Source organism: Acidovorax sp. Root219, assembly GCF_001428665.1.
GTDB lineage: Bacteria > Pseudomonadota > Gammaproteobacteria > Burkholderiales > Burkholderiaceae_C > Acidovorax.
The window spans coordinates 149,189-162,799 of sequence record NZ_LMIJ01000024.1; the positions used below are offsets into that span (position 1 = coordinate 149,189).

Below are 13,611 nucleotides of genomic sequence, written 5' to 3' on the forward strand. Positions count from 1 at the left end.
CAATCGCCAGGCTGGTCCGTGCTACCACTGCGGGTTATTGGTTACCAATAGCGCGCAGCGGGCACGTCAAGGCCCGGCTGCCGCTCCCCCTGTCCTTGGTACCTGAGAGATTCACCGCTGCCCCTCATGGGCTGCGGCTTGCTCCTTCGGTGCGCTACATGGCGTAGCGGCTCTCCAGACGGCCTTGATGAATGGTGCAGTACGGAACCTGAGCGTGCATGGGAGTTTGCGCCTTCGGTGAAGCGGGCGGTGCCGCTTGCTCTCCTGCGAAGGCCATTCTAGGACGGTGCCAGCGCACAAAAGCGAACGCCGCAGCTAATGTGCGGCGTTCGTTGCTGATACAAGACCGGGCCGGGGCCCGGTCAGGTGTCAGTTGCGGCGGGGATTGTCAGGGTTGCTGTCGCGGCGGTTCGGCACGCCATCGCCATCGCGGTCCCGGTCGTTGCGGTTGGCAACGCCATCACCATCACGGTCCCAGCCGCCACGGCGCATTTCCCAGCGGCCATCGCGCTCCTGCCAGGTGGGCTGGCGGTAGGCGTAGCCGGGGCGTGCCTTGACCCAATGGCCGGCGACCCAGACGTGGCGGCCGCCACGCCAGTCCCAGTGGCCTTGTTCCCAGACCTGGCCACGGCGCGGGCGTGGCACGGCTTCACGGCGGGGGGGTGGAGGGGCGGGGATCACCTGGTACCCCTGAGAGCCCGACTGGATCACCACGGTACCTTGGTGTACCGGCTGGGCCGTGGCCACGGACGAGAGGCTTGCCAGGGCCAGGGTGGTTGCAATGAGGGCTGCGTAAGTGGTTTTGTAAGCCATGGATGACTCCTTCTTCAATGTTGTTGTGTCGCCTTTGTATGGTGGGCAGGCAGCAACGCCACGTCTGTAGGCGCTGCGCCTTGCCCCCTGTAGGCGAGCGGGGCCGGCGCGCGAGGGGCGGCCAGCATGCCGCCATCAGTTGCGGTACGGGTTGTCTGGACGTCGGTCGTGGCGGTTGGGCACACCGTCACCATCGCGGTCCCAGCCGCCGGGGCGCATGTGGTGGCGGCCATCGCGCTCTTCCCAGCGCGGTTCACGGTAGTGGTAGCCGGGGCGGGCCTTGACCCAGTAGCCCTGGATCCACACGTGGCGGCCGCCGCGCCATTCCCAATGGCCGGGCACCCAGGCCATGCCACGGCGCGCGTGGGGTGGCGCTTCGTAGCGGGGTGGGGGTGGCGCGTGGTACTGCACCGGGGTGACCTGCAGCGGCGCCAGGGCGGGGCGCTGCACGGGATGCTGGTAGTAAGGGTTGCCGGTCTGGATGACGACGGTGGCGCTGGGGGATGCCAGCGCCGGGGCAATGGCACCCAGCGACAGCAAGGCCAGGGAAGCGACGGCGAGGGCGATGCGGGCCATGAAGGTCTCCTTGGAAATGATTCCTTGCGGAACCGGAGCCTTGATCGTGGGCGTTTTGCGTCAAGCCGGTGTAGTGCTCGTGCGAAGAGTTGTAAGCGGGTGTTGCTGCGGCGCGGCTTGCACACCCAAAGCGTGATTTATGTCACATCAGCGGACCAGCAAGGCCAGGGCCGGCGGCAGCACCAGCCAGCAGCCGGACACCGGCATCAGCACCACGCCGGCCAATACCAGGGCCAGCAGGCACCAGCCCATGGGGCGCAGCGCCACGGCCGGCTGACTGCGCTCGAGCGCCGTCACCTCCCAGGCCAACAGGGCGAGCACGGCACCGAACAGCAGGAACCAGATGGCGTTGCCCATATGGACATCGCCCGCCACTGCATTGAACACGCCGCGCTGCCACAAGGCCTGCCACTGGGGCGCGAACAGCACGGCGGCCACCAGCGTGTGCAGCAGTGCCACCGCCAGCAGCCAGCGGCCTTTCCAGGGGCGGGCGGCCAGCATGGCAAGGGTCGGGGCGAGGCTGTGCATGGAGTTCTCCTTGTGGGTGGGGCGGCGGTCAGCCGATCCAGCGGTCGGCCTGCGTGCGTACCTGCGCCCGGATTTCGGTCAGCAGGTGCATGAGCCCGAGCCAGGCGCGCTCGAAAGCCGGCAGTTCTGGCGGTACGCCGGCCAGGTGCCTGGCCAGCACTTTTTGCTGCGCCGCCACGGGGGCGGGTGGCCGGCTCTTGCCTGCGAAGTCGAAGACCGGCTCTGTGAAGGGCTCGGTCTGCCAGGCCTGCATGATCGAGAGGGCGGGCATCAGCTCGTCGGTGAAGGTGGTGACATCCATTGCTGCATCGACCAGCCCCAGCGCCACGTAGGCCCGCAGCACGCCTTGGGCATGGGTAGGCGACGCGGGTTGCAGCAGCGCGCGCCAGGCCTGCAGGACCCCGGTGCGAAAGGCCGGCGACAGCTCGCGCGTGCAGCCGAAATCGAGCACGCCGAGCTGTCCGTCGGGCAAGAACAAAAAGTTGCCTGGGTGCAGGTCCGCGTGCATGTGCCCAAGGCCAAAGGTGCAGTGCATGAACCAGTCCCAGAGCAGTTGGCCGGCCTGGTTGCGTGCGGCTTGCGTGGGCTCGCTGCGCAACCATTCACCCAGGTGCACGCCTGGCAGGTACTGCTGGGTGAGCACCTGCGCGCGGGTGTGCGAGGCGATGGGCTGCGGCACCACGATGCCTGGCAGCGCCGCATGTTCGGCAAACCACTGCAGCTGCCGGGCCTCGTGCAGGTAGTCCACCTCGTGCAGCAGCGTGCGCTCGATCTCCTGCATCACCCGTTCCACCACCACATCGCCGGGTAGCGGCAGGTCGCTGTGCGCCAGGGCACGCAGGGTGGTGCGCAACAGGCGCATGTCCGAGGCGATGGTCGAGGCAATGCCCGGGTACTGCACCTTGACCGCCACGGCGCCATGCCCGGCCAGCTCGGCGCGGTGCACCTGGCCCAGGCTGGCGGCGGCAAAGGCCTGGGGCTCGAAGCGGATGAACAGGGCCTCGGGCTCCTGCCCGAAGGCCTGGCGGAACACCCGGCCCACCAGCGCGCGGTTGAGCGGCGTGGCCTGATGGCAGGCGCGCGCCAGTTCGCGCCGCACGCCCTCGGGCAAAAAACTGGTGTCCATGCTCAGGATCTGCGACACCTTGAGCGCCGTGCCGCGCAACTGCCCCATGGCCTGGAACAGGATGCGGCCCATGGCCGCCTCGTGGCGGGCCTGGGCATCGGCCTGTGCCACTTTGTCGGCGTGGGCGGGCCGCATGCGCTGGCCCAGTTGTGCCAGGCCCAGGCGCGCGGCCGTGATGCCGGTGATGGTGCCGCGCGCGAGCGTGCCGGTGCGGGGTGGCTTGGCGCCTGTCATGCGCGGGGCTGTGCCAATGTGCCTGCCGAAGCCAGGCCTTGTGCCCGGGCCAGCAGGGTCCGCACGATGCGCCGGTGGAACGGCGCGATCACGGCCATGTAGGTGTGGCCCAGCGCGTTGTGGATGTGCACCACGGAGGAAAGAGCCAGCACGGCCTGCCCGTCCTGCATGCGCTTGTGCAGCGACACCTGCACGTTCAGGTGGCGGTCGTCCACGCCCATCACCACCTCCCGCTCGCCCAGGTGGCGGATCTCGAAGAAACCCACCAGATCGCCCACGCGGTAGCCCGCCTCAGTCTGGCGGGTGCCGTCATGCAGTTGCCCCACAGCCTTGAGGCCCACCATGTGCACCAGGCGGTTGCGCAGGACCATGAGCGCGCGTGTCCAGCCCGGCGTTTGTTTCACCATGTCGAGCCAGGTCTGCAGCGCGCTGCTGTCGGGTGTGGGGTCGGCCGCTTCGAAGCAGTCGGCGAACTGTGCGCCGGGCAGTCGCGATGCGATCACGCTGCCCTGGGGCAGTGCGGTGGCGCGGACGGTGCGGGCGGGGCTCATGGCGCGGCCTTGCGGGCACGGGGTTTGCGAGCGGGCTTGGGCGCATCGGCCACGGGGGCCTGGGCCGACGGGCGCGCACGCGGCGTGCGCGGCGGCGTATCCACCGGGGGCACCATCGTGTCCCCCAGCGCGCTTTTGGCCATGCGCAGCACGCCCACCAAGCCGCTGCCGTGCTGCATGAAGCGCGCCATCTGGCTGCGCAGCATGAAACCCCCCAGCTGCAGCACGCGGTTCACCAGGCCCGCGCGCAGCGCCAGCACCAGCACGCCCAGCGACAGGTCCACCAGTTGCGTGGTGTCCGCGAACTCGTCCGATTCGTCGGCCAGCCAGTAGGCCACCACGCCCGCCAGGTAGTCGCCGTACAGGCCGCTGGCCACCCCCTTGAAATCGCAGGGCTCGATCTCGCCATGGGATTCGGCCGTTTCGATGAAGCCCGTCACCGCCTCGCGCAGCGCCTGGCGTGCCGCCAGCGGCTCGGCCAGCATGGACAGCGGCGAGCGCCTGGCCAGGGTGCGCACCGCGGCCACGAACTCGCGGTCGGGCAGCAGGCGCTCGAGCACGGCGTCGGTCAGGCGCTGCAGCTTTTCCTGCAGGCCGTAGTCCGCCAGGCCCGGTGTGGCCAGCGTATCGGCCAGGGCGCTGCGCACCGCTTCGTCCAGATAGCCCAGCACGATGCGGTCCTTGGTCGGGAAATACTTGTAGATCGTCGCATCGCCAATGCCGGCCGCGCGCGCGATGTCCTTCATCGTCGTGCCGTCGAAGCCCTGGCGCGTCATCAGATCGACCGCACTGGCCACGATCTGGCGGCGCGTAGCGTCCTGCTGCTGGCGAGTGGTTTTCATTTTCTTTAAATCCCATTAATTTGGTATTTAAAGAATAGTTAATTCTGTTTAAGCCGTCAAGCGGGTTCGGAGCGCGCAGGCAACATGAAGCCCATCTGCCGGCATGTCCAGGCAGGTTGGCGAGGTGTTTCGCTGTCGGAAAAGCAGCGGTGCTGCTCAGCGCCGCATGCCTGTGAACGCCTCGAACTCCCAGCTTCGCAGGGCCAGCAGCAAGGTATAGCCCTCCAGCTCGCGGGCCGGCAGCTTCTGGTCGGCCAGGTGCTGCTGCGCAAAGTCCTGGGCCACGCGCTGCATGCGCTCCATGAAGGCCGGGGCCAGGCTGCGGCTGATGGTGCCGTGTACCAACAGCACGCCCTCGCCCGCGCCATCGAAGCCGCCGGCAAAGTAGTCGAGCAGCGCATGCTCGCGAAAGTAGTTCATCACCGGGCCATGGGGCCGCCAGCGGAAGGTTTTGGCCAGCTTGAGCCGGTAGCGGTTGAGCGGCCGCAGCTCGATGATGCCGATGCGGTCGAGCTGGGCCAGGTACTTGATGCCTTCGGCCTCCGAGAGGCGGTAGGTCGTTGTCACCTGCTCCAGCGTCCACTGGCTGAGCACGCAGATGGCCATCAAGAGCAGCCGCTTGTCGGCTACCACGGCTTTTTCCTGCTCTTGCGTCAGCTCCTTGAGCAGGGGCTGGCTGTCGGCCACGCGGCGCGCCAGGTCGGCAAAGTCGAGCGCCAGCGCGCGGCAGATGGCGTCGATGCGCGACAGCGGCATGTCCCCCTTGGCCAGCATGCGCTTGACGCTGGACTCTGCCATGCCCAGCTGCTGCGCCAGGTCGGCGTAGGTCATCTGCGCGGTCTTGAGTTCCTTCTTGAGGGCGGTGACGAGGTCGGCGGTGGTGCTCATGGGTATCGATTATCGGTACCTGCGGTGTTTCCGGTAGCCCTTTGCACTGATTTCGGTACTCGTTCGGCCTGGAGCCTGCCCACACTGCGCTGCATCAACCACTCCCGAGACGCCGCACCATGCCACTGCCCTCCGCTCCTTCCACCACGGGCCTGTCCCGTCCAGAGGCCTGCCTTCTGGTTGGCGCCTGTGCCTTGCTGGGTCTGGCCCTGTTCGGGCCGGCGATGCTGGACAGTGCCCACCAGCACGGGTTTGCCGACCAGCGCACGCTGCTGGGCATTCCTTGTGCGCTCGACGTGCTGAGCAACCTTCCGTTTGCCATCGCGGGCATTCTGGGCCTGGCCTGGCTGGTGCGCTTGCCGCATGCCGCGATGGACGGGGTATCCCGCGCCCTCGTTGCCCTGTTCCTGGCCGGGCTGGTGTGCACTTCGGTGGGTTCGTCCTTCTACCACTGGCGTCCCAGCGACTTCGGCCTGTTCTGGGACCGGCTGGGCATGGTGCTGCCGTTCGCAGGCCTGCTGGGGCTGGCGGCCGCGGGCCGCGTCAGCGGGCGCGCCGGCATCGCCACGGCGGGGGCCGTGCTGCTGGGCGGCACCTCTGCCGTGCTGTGGTGGGCGCTGTCCGGCAACGTGCTGCCCTGGGCGGTGGTGCAGCTGGGGGGCATGCTGGTGGTGCTGGCGCTGGCCGTGCTGCCCCGTCGCGCGGGTTCCCTGGCGGTGCACCTGGGCGCAGTGATCGCCTTCTACGGCGTGGCCAAGCTGTTCGAGGCCGCCGACCATGCGATCCTGGAGGCCACGGGGCAGTGGGTGTCGGGCCACAGCCTCAAGCACCTGATCGCGGCCGGCGCTGCCTTGCCCGTGCTGTCTGCGCTGGCAGCGTTGCTGCAACGCACGAATGCCCCCCGCACTGTCGCCGCAACCGGGCAGAATGGCGGCCAGCACCGGCCGCAAAGCCGCTCGACCACGGCGCGCACCGCACGCCGCCAGGGCGCCTGAGAGATGTCGTTCCTACACACCAAGATGCCAACGAGGAGAGACGCATGAGCACCGAGACCCCTTCTGCGGGCGCGAGCCCCCTGCACGGCAGCCCCGGCGTTCAGGGCAGCCACGGCGGCCATGAGGACCCCAACCAGTTCGCCCTGCTGCGCCAGCGCCGGTTTGCGCCCTTTTTCTGGACGCAGTTCTCGGGCGCGGCCAACGACAACCTGTTCAAGTTCGCCTTCACGGTGATGGTGACCTACCAGCTCAGCGTGGACTGGCTGCCGCCGGCCATGGCGGGGCTGGTGATCGGGGCGCTGTTCATCCTGCCGTTCTTGCTGTTTTCGGCCACCTCGGGCCAGCTCACGGACAAGTACGACAAGACGCGCATGATCCGCTTCGTGAAGAACCTGGAGATCGCCATCATGCTGGTGGCGGCTGTCGGTTTCGTCGCGGGCAACGTGGCGATCCTGCTCCTGTGCACCTTCCTCATGGGCATGCACTCCACGCTGTTCGGCCCGGTGAAGTTCGCCTACCTGCCCCAGGTGCTGACCGAGCGCGAACTCACCGGCGGCAACGGCATGGTGGAGATGGGCACCTTTGTCGCCATCCTGCTGGGCAACGTGGCGGGCGGCCTGCTGGTGGCGCTGCCGGGCATCGGCCACACCACGGTGGCCATCGCCTGCGTGGCGCTGGCACTGGTCGGACGGGTGGTGGCGCAGGCCATTCCCTCGGCCCCGGCCACCGACCCGGGCCTGGTCATCAACTGGAACCCCGTCACCGAAACCTGGCGCAACCTCAAGCTGGCGCACGGCAACATGGTGGTCTTCCGCTCGCTGCTCGGTATCAGCTGGATGTGGTTCTTCGGCGCGGTGTTCCTGTCGCAGTTCCCGAGCCTGGCCAAGGAGGTGCTGCACGGCAACGAACAGGTGGCCTCGCTGCTGCTGGTGGTGTTCTCGGTGGGCATCGGCATCGGCTCGCTGCTGTGCGAAGTGCTCTCGCGCCGCCATGTGGAGATCGGCCTGGTGCCCCTGGGCGCCATCGGCATGAGCGTGTTCTCCATCGATTTGTACTTTGCCGCGCGCAGCCTGCCGCCGTCGGAGATCATGGGCCTCGGGGCCTTCCTCGCGCAAAGCCAGCACTGGCGCGTGATGCTCGACCTGGCGCTGCTGAGCCTGTTCGCGGGCCTGTACAGCGTGCCCATGTATGCGCTGATCCAGATGCGCAGCCAGCCCACGCACCGCGCGCGCATCATCGCCGCCAACAACATCCTGAACGCGCTGTTCATGATCGCCAGCTCGCTGATCGCCGGCGCGTTGCTGGGCGCGGGTTTCACGGTGCCGCAGATCTTTTTGTTCACCGGCCTGGCGAATGCCGTGGTGGCGTTCTACATCTTCATGCTGGTGCCCGAGTACCTGCTGCGCTTCGTGGCCTGGGTGTCTTCGCGCTTCGTCTACCGCTTCAAGGTGCAGGGCGACGAGAACCTGCCCACCACGGGCGCGGCCATCCTGGCCTGCAACCACGTGAGCTTCATCGACGCGGTGCTGCTCATGGCCGCCAGCCCCCGGCCCATCTACTTCGTGATGGACCACCGCATCTTCCGCGTGCCGGTGCTCGGCTGGCTGTTCCGCCTGGCCAAGGCCATCCCGATCGCGCCCTACAAGGAAGACCCCGCCATCTACGACGCGGCCTTCGAGCGCGCGGCCCAGGTGCTGCGCGAAGGCGACCTGCTGGCCATATTCCCCGAAGGCGGCATCACCAAGGACGGGCAACTCCAGGAGTTCAAGGGCGGCATCATGAAGATCATCGAGCGGGCGCGCGAAGAAGGCATCGACGCCCCCGTGATCCCCATGGCGCTGACCAACCTCTGGGGCTCGTACTTCAGCCGCATCGAGCAGGGCGGGGCCATGGTGCGTCCCTTCCGCCGCGGCTTCTACAGCCGCGTGGGGCTGAACGTGGGGCATGCCGTGGCGTCGTCGGACGTGCAGCCCGCGTTGCTGCGCTCGCGTGTGGCCGATCTGCTGGGCACCTGAGTGCTGGGCGCCGACCCCCTGCAAGCGCCAGAGCGCGTGGCGCTGGCGCGCCGGATCGTGGCCTTTCTGCGCGGGATTGGCCTGGAGGTGACCGAGGCAGAGGTGCCAGCTGACAGCTTCCTGCCGGGCCTGCGCATTGTGCAGGGTGGCCTGCAGGTGGACCTGGACCAGCTGCGCTGGCCGGGTGACCTGCTGCACGAAGCCGGGCACCTGGCCGTGGTGCCGGCCGCGCTGCGCAGCGGGATGGACGACGCGCTCGCAGAACTGCCCCCGGTGCCGCATGGCGGCGAGATCGAGGCCACGGCATGGGCCTGGGCGGCCCTGCGGCACCTTCAGTTGCCGTCCGAGGTGCTGTTCCATGACGGTGGCTACCATGGCCGGTCCCAGGGCCTGCGCACCACCTTCGAGCTGGGCGTCTACTTGGGCGCCGCTGGGCTGGTGTCGGCGGGCCTGGCGGCCACGCCCGCGCAGGCATCGGCAGGGGCCACTCCCTATCCGCACCTCATGGCCTGGCTGCGCTCCTGAACCCGGGCCTTGCCGATTCGGTCAGGGGGCTCATACCCATTGGTGCCCGAGTGCCTGCTGCGCTTCGTGGCTGGCTGTTCAGCCTGGACCAGGCCATCCCGATCACGCCCTGCAAGGCAGACCCCGCCACCTGCAAAGCAGCTTTCGAGCACGCTGCCCAGGTGCTGCGTGGCCGCGTTCACTCCGCGCGGATGTTCGCGCGCTGGGCAATCGCCCGCATGCGCGGTAGTTCGTCCTCGATCTGCGCGAGCACGGTGTTGCCGGGGGCGTAGGCCTGCTCCAGGCCACTGGCGATGAGCTTGCCGCGTATCTCGGCATCCGCCATGGTTTCGGACAGCGCCTTTTCCAACCTGGCCTTTGCTTGGGCGGGCAGGCCGCGGGGCGCGACAACGGCCAGCCACGAGTCGGCAGCAAAACCTGCAAAGCCGCTTTCCGCCACCGTCGGTACATCGGGCAACCGCGTGGCGCGCGCGGCGCCCGTGACGACGATGGCCTTGATCTTGCCCGACTTGAGCTGCGGCAGCGCCGCGGCCACCGTGTCGATGGTGAACGGGATCTGCCCGCCCATCAGGTCGCTCATGGCCGGCGCGCTTCCCCGGTAGGGCACGTGCAGCAGCTTGATGCCTGTGGCAGACCACATCAGCTCGGCGGCGAAATGGCCGGTGGTGCCGCTGCCGAACGAGCCGTAGGAGAACTTGTCGGGAGCCTGGTGCGCTGCCGTGATCAGCTGCTTGAGGTTGTCCACAGGCACATCGCGATGGGCGAGCAGGATCAGCGGCACGCGCGCCACCATGCCGACCGGCTCGAAGCTCTTGAGTGGATCGTAGGGCAGCTTGTTGTTGAGCGCGGGGTTGACGGTGAAGGTGGAGCCGGAGCTGATCAGCAGCGTGTAGCCATCGGCAGGAGCATTGGCCACGAAGGATGCGCCCACGATGGTGCCTGCCCCGGCCTTGTTCTCGACCACGATCGGCTGGCCCAGGCGCTCGCCCAGCTTCTTGCTGATCAGGCGGCCCACGATATCGACGGCCCCGCCAGGCGGGAAGGGCACAACCAGCTGGACCGGTTTGACGGGGTAGCCATCGGCATGTGCCTTGGCCCCTCCACCCAGCCCTGTCACTGCAATGGCTACCACGAACACGGCGACGCTTGTGCGTCGGTTCAGATGCAAGCACTTCATTTGGCGATCCTTCGGGTGAGGGCTGGTCGGCCGGCCGTTGTTGGCTGCGAACAGGCGGCAGGGCGCACCAGCCTTCGTCTCGCACCGGCCATGCCTGTCGCTGCTGCAGATGTTTGCGCAGCCGCCATGGCCGTGGATGCACGGGATCATGGCGGCGACCCGTGGGCATGCCCGGGTCGATGGTGGGAGTCAGAGGGGTTCAGATGAGCGACAGGCCCGCCAGTCGGCCCAGGCGCTGCTGCTCCGTTTCATCGCGCGGTGCTTCAGCCGTTGCGAAAAAGAAAGCTGTAGGCGTTCAACGCCGGCACCCCTCCCAGGTGCGCGTACAGGACACGGGAGCCTTCGGGGAATTCGCCCTTGCGCACCATGTCGATCATGCCGTGCATGGACTTGCCTTCGTACACCGGGTCGGTGAGCATGCCTTCCTGGCGCGCGCACAGGCGGATGGCTTCGAGCGTGCCCTCGCTGGGCAGGCCGTACTCAGGGCCGCCGTAGCGCGTGTCCAGCACCACGTCCTCTGCGGTGATCTCCTGGCCCAACTCGACGAGCTTGGCGGTGTTCTGCGCGATGCGCAGCACCTGGGCATGCGTCTTCTCGGGCTTGGCCGAGGCGTCGATGCCGATCACCTTGCGCGAGCGGCCATCGGCTGCGAAGCCCACCACCATGCCGGCCTGCGTGCTGCCCGTGACCGAGCACACGACGATGTAGTCGAACGCAAAGCCCAGTTCCTTCTCCTGCTGGCGCACTTCCTCGGCAAAGCCCACGAAGCCCAGGCCGCCGTACGGGTGCTCGGAGCAGCCAGCGGGGATGGGGAAGGGCTTGCCGCCGGCCTTCTTCACGTCGTCCATGGCCTGCTCCCAGCTGGGGCGGATGCCGATGTCGAAGCCTGCGGCGTCCAGGCGCACGTCGGCACCCATGATGCGCGACATCTCGATGTTGCCCACGCGGTCGTACACCGCGTCGGAGTAGTTGACCCAGTTCTCCTGCACCAGCACGCACTTCATGCCCAGGTGGGCGGCCACGGCCGCCACCTGGCGCGTCTGGTTGGACTGGATGCCGCCGATGGAGACCAGCGTGTCGTAGCCGCCGGCAATCGCCTCGGGAATGAGGTATTCGAGCTTGCGCGTCTTGTTGCCGCCAAAGGCCAGGCCGCTGTTGCAGTCCTCGCGCTTGGCATACAGGTGCACCTTGCCACCCAGGTGGGCCGACAGGCGCGGCAGCGGCGTGATGGGCGAGGGCCCGAAGGTCAGCGGGTGGCGGGCGAATTTCTGCAGGTTCATGGCGGCTCTCGTGTGCGATGGAAGGGGTGAGGAATCACTCGCAGGGGCGCTTCGGTGGCGCCTTGCCTGCAGTGCCTCCATCGTAGGAAAAGCGGCGTTTAACGTGGTTGTGAAAATGGAGTGGATTTCAGAGTTTTGGTATGTGAAAATGAAAATTGATTTTCATTGATTCCACAAAACCAACCATGTGCGCAACAAAAGTTCGTGACAAGAGCGTGCCGGCCAGCGCTGGAATGACGGACGAGCTCGACCGCACCGACAAGGCCATCCTGCGCCTGCTGCAGCGCGATGCCTCCCTGTCCAATGTGGCCCTGGCCGAGAAGGTGCACCTGAGCCCGCCCGCCTGCCTGCGCCGGGTGGAGCGGCTCAGGCGCCTGGGGCTCATCGATGGGGTGGTGGCGCTGCTCAACCCCAAGGCCGTGGGGGCCGGCATGCTGGTGATGATCGGCGTGGTGCTCGACCGCTCCACGCCCGAGTCGTTCGCGGCCTTCGAGAAGGCCGCCGTGAAGATCTCGGGCTGCATGGAGTGCCATGTGGTCACGGGCGAGTTCGACTATTTCATGCTGGTGCGCACGCGCGACAGCGACAGCTTCAACCGCCTGCACGCCGAGCAACTGATCTACCTGCCGGGCGTGCGGCAGGTGCGCTCCTTCATGGTGCTGCGCAACGTGCTGTCCACCACGGAGCTGCCGCTGGCCTTGTGACCAGCAGCGGGGATCAAGCCGTCTCGACGGCGAACGTCAGCCCGGCATTTGCCTGCAGGCGCGCCACCAGCGGCTCGCCCATGGCGGGCGCGGTGGTCCAGATGCCGCCGGGAGTGCCGGTGGCTTCCTGAAGCAGGCAGACCGCGGCCTCGGCGATCATCTTCGAGGTGGAGCCATAGCCCGGATCGCGGTCGCCCTTGACGCCCACGCGCAGGGTGTTGCCCTGGCCATCATCGCCCAGGAACAGCACGTCGTAGAACCCTGCCTCGCGCTCCTCGCGCGAAGGGCCTTCGCCCGGCTTGGGGCCCTTGTCCGAGCCCATGGATTTGTCGCCGGCCACGGCATTGGCGATGGCCTCGCCCTTCTCTCCGGGGCCGGTGACCAGCATCTCGTCGTAGACGAAATCCGTGCCCCAGGCGTGCTGCAGCAGGAAGTTGGAGCGGTGGACGTTGCGCGTGTTGATGGCCGCCATCACGAACGGGGCCACCCACATGCCCAGGGCTTCGTCCAACATGGGCTTGTGGCCCGTGGGCTGGCGCGGGCCCTCGAAGCCGGGCGTGAGCGAGAACGGGTTCTTGAGCAGGTCCAGCACCTTGGGGTCGGCGGCCGAGGCGGCCATGGTGGCCTTCAGGCTCGCCGCCGTGCCGCCCGAGAAGGTCCCCTTCATCTTGCGCACCCGGCCGCGCACGCGGCTGGCGGGATGGCCGAAGCGCGCCTTCATCTCGCGCTGCAGCACGAACACCCCCAGGTCGAACGGGATCGAGTCGAAGCCGCACGAGAACACGATGCGCGCGCCGCTGGCCTGGGCCGTGGCCTCGTGCGCGTCGATCATGTGGCGCATCCAGGCGGGCTCGCCGCACAGGTCCACATAGTCCACGCCGGCCGCAGCGCAGGCGGCCACCAGTTCGTTGCCGTAGAGCTGGTAGGGGCCCACGGTGGTCAGCACCAGGCGGGTCTGCGCCATCAGCGCCTGCAGGCTTTCCATGCTGGCGCTGTCGGTCACCACCAGGGGCGTATCGGCCGGCGCGCCCAGCTCGTCGCGCACGGCTGCCAGCTTGTCGGCGCTGCGCCCGCCCATGGCCCAGCGCAGGCCGCTGCCGGCGGGGTAGCGCTGCAGCAGGTACTCCACCACCAGCCGGCCGGTGAAGCCGGTGGCGCCGTGGACGACGATGTCAAAGGGTTTGGTCATGGGGGCTCCTGGAAATTCGGGGGTTACGGGGCGGGCCCGTGATCGGCGGGATTGTCGAAGACGGGGAAGGCATCGGCTGTCGCCCATGCGCTTCGGTGGGTGACCAGGAGCGTGCGCGGCAGAAGGAGCATCGGCTGCAACGCCCGACAAACCGGTCTCGCCGGGTAT

At 67.9% G+C, this 13,611-nt stretch carries 14 protein-coding genes and 1 riboswitch; of the genes, 4 read left to right on the top strand and 10 right to left on the bottom strand.

Annotation, left to right across the window (positions count from 1 at the left end):
* Nucleotides 1-79: 79 nt before the first annotated feature.
* Nucleotides 80-188, bottom strand: a riboswitch (glycine riboswitch).
* Nucleotides 189-369: 181 nt separating this feature from the next.
* The 7 genes from ASE28_RS22775 to ASE28_RS22805 all read right to left on the bottom strand — a co-directional run bounded on the left by ASE28_RS22775 (nt 370) and on the right by ASE28_RS22805 (nt 5,558).
* Complete coding sequence (locus ASE28_RS22775; RefSeq protein ID WP_057268581.1) at nt 370-813, bottom strand: YXWGXW repeat-containing protein; 444 nt, start codon at nt 811-813, stop codon at nt 370-372.
* Between the two features lie 135 nt (nt 814-948).
* Entirely contained in the window at nt 949-1,389 is a 441-nt protein-coding gene (locus ASE28_RS22780) for a YXWGXW repeat-containing protein (protein ID WP_057268582.1), read from the bottom strand.
* A gap of 147 nt (nt 1,390-1,536) precedes the next feature.
* On the bottom strand, nt 1,537-1,917 hold the full coding sequence (locus ASE28_RS22785) for a DUF6463 family protein (RefSeq protein WP_057268583.1): 381 nt from the start codon (nt 1,915-1,917) through the stop codon (nt 1,537-1,539).
* A 28-nt stretch (nt 1,918-1,945) separates the two neighbouring features.
* Nucleotides 1,946-3,277 (bottom strand): AarF/ABC1/UbiB kinase family protein, encoded by a 1,332-nt coding sequence (locus ASE28_RS22790; RefSeq protein WP_057268584.1) that lies wholly within the window; start codon nt 3,275-3,277, stop codon nt 1,946-1,948.
* Nucleotides 3,274-3,828, bottom strand: coding sequence for a DUF2867 domain-containing protein (locus ASE28_RS22795; RefSeq protein WP_057268585.1), 555 nt, complete (start codon nt 3,826-3,828; stop codon nt 3,274-3,276). The genes ASE28_RS22790 and ASE28_RS22795 overlap by 4 nt, the downstream gene beginning before the upstream one ends.
* Nucleotides 3,825-4,670, bottom strand: coding sequence for a TetR/AcrR family transcriptional regulator (locus ASE28_RS22800; RefSeq protein WP_057268586.1), 846 nt, complete (start codon nt 4,668-4,670; stop codon nt 3,825-3,827). Before ASE28_RS22800 ends, ASE28_RS22795 begins: the two co-directional genes overlap by 4 nt.
* 156 nt (nt 4,671-4,826) lie before the next feature.
* Entirely contained in the window at nt 4,827-5,558 is a 732-nt protein-coding gene (locus ASE28_RS22805; protein WP_057268587.1) for a helix-turn-helix transcriptional regulator, read from the bottom strand.
* A gap of 119 nt (nt 5,559-5,677) precedes the next feature.
* Here ASE28_RS22805 and ASE28_RS22810 point away from each other — a divergent pair, with 119 nt between their 5' ends.
* The 3 genes from ASE28_RS22810 to ASE28_RS22820 are packed head-to-tail and all read left to right on the top strand — an operon-like array spanning nt 5,678 to nt 9,093.
* Nucleotides 5,678-6,553 (top strand): hypothetical protein, encoded by an 876-nt coding sequence (locus tag ASE28_RS22810; RefSeq protein ID WP_057268588.1) that lies wholly within the window; start codon nt 5,678-5,680, stop codon nt 6,551-6,553.
* A gap of 44 nt (nt 6,554-6,597) precedes the next feature.
* Nucleotides 6,598-8,568 (top strand): MFS transporter, encoded by a 1,971-nt coding sequence (locus tag ASE28_RS22815; protein ID WP_057268589.1) that lies wholly within the window; start codon nt 6,598-6,600, stop codon nt 8,566-8,568.
* Nucleotides 8,569-9,093, top strand: coding sequence for a hypothetical protein (locus ASE28_RS22820; protein ID WP_235516195.1), 525 nt, complete (start codon nt 8,569-8,571; stop codon nt 9,091-9,093). It begins immediately after the preceding gene.
* 178 nt (nt 9,094-9,271) lie between these two features.
* Here ASE28_RS22820 and ASE28_RS22825 read toward each other — a convergent pair whose 3' ends face one another.
* Nucleotides 9,272-10,270 carry a tripartite tricarboxylate transporter substrate binding protein gene (locus ASE28_RS22825; protein ID WP_057204000.1) on the bottom strand — a complete coding sequence of 333 codons (999 nt, stop codon included), beginning with the start codon at nt 10,268-10,270 and terminating at the stop codon, nt 9,272-9,274.
* Between the two features lie 263 nt (nt 10,271-10,533).
* Nucleotides 10,534-11,550, bottom strand: a complete 1,017-nt coding sequence (locus ASE28_RS22830) for a 1-aminocyclopropane-1-carboxylate deaminase (protein WP_057268590.1) — start codon at nt 11,548-11,550, stop codon at nt 10,534-10,536.
* A 185-nt stretch (nt 11,551-11,735) separates the two neighbouring features.
* Here ASE28_RS22830 and ASE28_RS22835 point away from each other — a divergent pair, with 185 nt between their 5' ends.
* Nucleotides 11,736-12,254, top strand: coding sequence for an Lrp/AsnC family transcriptional regulator (locus ASE28_RS22835; protein WP_057204002.1), 519 nt, complete (start codon nt 11,736-11,738; stop codon nt 12,252-12,254).
* A gap of 13 nt (nt 12,255-12,267) precedes the next feature.
* Here the strand turns inward: ASE28_RS22835 and ASE28_RS22840 are convergent, their stop codons facing one another.
* A complete protein-coding gene (locus ASE28_RS22840) occupies nt 12,268-13,443 on the bottom strand; it encodes a trans-acting enoyl reductase family protein (protein WP_057268591.1) in 1,176 nt (391 codons plus the stop codon).
* Between the last annotated feature and the right edge of the window lie 168 nt (nt 13,444-13,611).

Excerpts from the sequence above, each read along its gene's own strand:
- ASE28_RS22785 (WP_057268583.1), bottom strand. The coding sequence starts at position 1,917 with ATGCACAGCCTCGCCCCGACCCTTGCCATGCTGGCCGCCCGCCCCTGG.
- ASE28_RS22775 (WP_057268581.1), bottom strand. The coding sequence starts at position 813 with ATGGCTTACAAAACCACTTACGCAGCCCTCATTGCAACCACCCTGGCC.
- ASE28_RS22840 (WP_057268591.1), bottom strand. The coding sequence starts at position 13,443 with ATGACCAAACCCTTTGACATCGTCGTCCACGGCGCCACCGGCTTCACC.
- ASE28_RS22835 (WP_057204002.1), top strand. The coding sequence starts at position 11,736 with ATGTGCGCAACAAAAGTTCGTGACAAGAGCGTGCCGGCCAGCGCTGGA.
- ASE28_RS22790 (WP_057268584.1), bottom strand. The coding sequence starts at position 3,277 with ATGACAGGCGCCAAGCCACCCCGCACCGGCACGCTCGCGCGCGGCACC.
- ASE28_RS22805 (WP_057268587.1), bottom strand. The coding sequence starts at position 5,558 with ATGAGCACCACCGCCGACCTCGTCACCGCCCTCAAGAAGGAACTCAAG.
- ASE28_RS22795 (WP_057268585.1), bottom strand. The coding sequence starts at position 3,828 with ATGAGCCCCGCCCGCACCGTCCGCGCCACCGCACTGCCCCAGGGCAGC.
- ASE28_RS22825 (WP_057204000.1), bottom strand. The coding sequence starts at position 10,270 with ATGAAGTGCTTGCATCTGAACCGACGCACAAGCGTCGCCGTGTTCGTG.
- ASE28_RS22780 (WP_057268582.1), bottom strand. The coding sequence starts at position 1,389 with ATGGCCCGCATCGCCCTCGCCGTCGCTTCCCTGGCCTTGCTGTCGCTG.
- ASE28_RS22815 (WP_057268589.1), top strand. The coding sequence starts at position 6,598 with ATGAGCACCGAGACCCCTTCTGCGGGCGCGAGCCCCCTGCACGGCAGC.
- ASE28_RS22800 (WP_057268586.1), bottom strand. The coding sequence starts at position 4,670 with ATGAAAACCACTCGCCAGCAGCAGGACGCTACGCGCCGCCAGATCGTG.
- ASE28_RS22810 (WP_057268588.1), top strand. The coding sequence starts at position 5,678 with ATGCCACTGCCCTCCGCTCCTTCCACCACGGGCCTGTCCCGTCCAGAG.
- ASE28_RS22830 (WP_057268590.1), bottom strand. The coding sequence starts at position 11,550 with ATGAACCTGCAGAAATTCGCCCGCCACCCGCTGACCTTCGGGCCCTCG.